The organism is Tamlana crocina, from assembly GCF_012037625.1.
Genome location: NZ_JAAVJS010000069.1, coordinates 1 through 693 on the forward strand (window position 1 = coordinate 1; position 693 = coordinate 693).

General features: G+C 43.6%; 1 pseudogene. It reads right to left on the reverse strand.

The features are described from left to right. Positions 1–387: pseudogene (locus HC176_RS15645) on the reverse strand (hypothetical protein); the annotation flags it as partial. Positions 388–693: the final 306 nt, after the last annotated feature.

Genomic DNA, 693 nt, shown 5'->3' on the forward strand with positions numbered 1-693 from the left:
TGTCGGTATGCCTATGGGGCGCTTTCCACCGTTTTCTTTCTCTAATAAGACGCGCTTAACCGCTTGTGGTTTGTACTTACGGGTTCGGAGCTCTTCTTGAAGTTCGTTCAAGAATTTTTCGCTACCGTAAGTCTCCACATCCGTAAACCTCTGGTTGTCTATCCCTGCAATACCTCCTTTCGCTTTGCAGCGACGGTAGGCTTCTTTTAAAATATGTTGCAGAAATATTTTGTCATAGAGAACGTAGAATTTAAACTCCTTTTCCTGTTTGGCTTTTAGATATAGTTTCAGTTGTAAAAGTCGCACTCTTTCCCGCGAGCTTAACTCGTTGCGCTTCTTTAGCGACAGTTTTGTTATCTCCTTTTTGATATTTTGATAAGTACTCAATTCCTTAATTCTATCTGGTTACTTCTATCTGAAACAATGGTTATAAGTAATGCTCCTTCCCTCCTTGCAGGTTATGTTGTCCTGCATATCAACAGTACTACGAGCATATCCGCCACCCTCAGCGGTTGGCTGGCTCACCAACTCTGTTAGGGCTTCCCAAGTTCATGCATTTCCCTCTCCAGGCACGCCATTCCATATTACCCCGTGCAGCCATATTGATGCGTATTGTCGTTGCTTCTCAATATGTGTCAGATTTCGCCATATTCGGAAGGTTGATCACTGCAAAGTCGTGTAACGAGGCCTAAC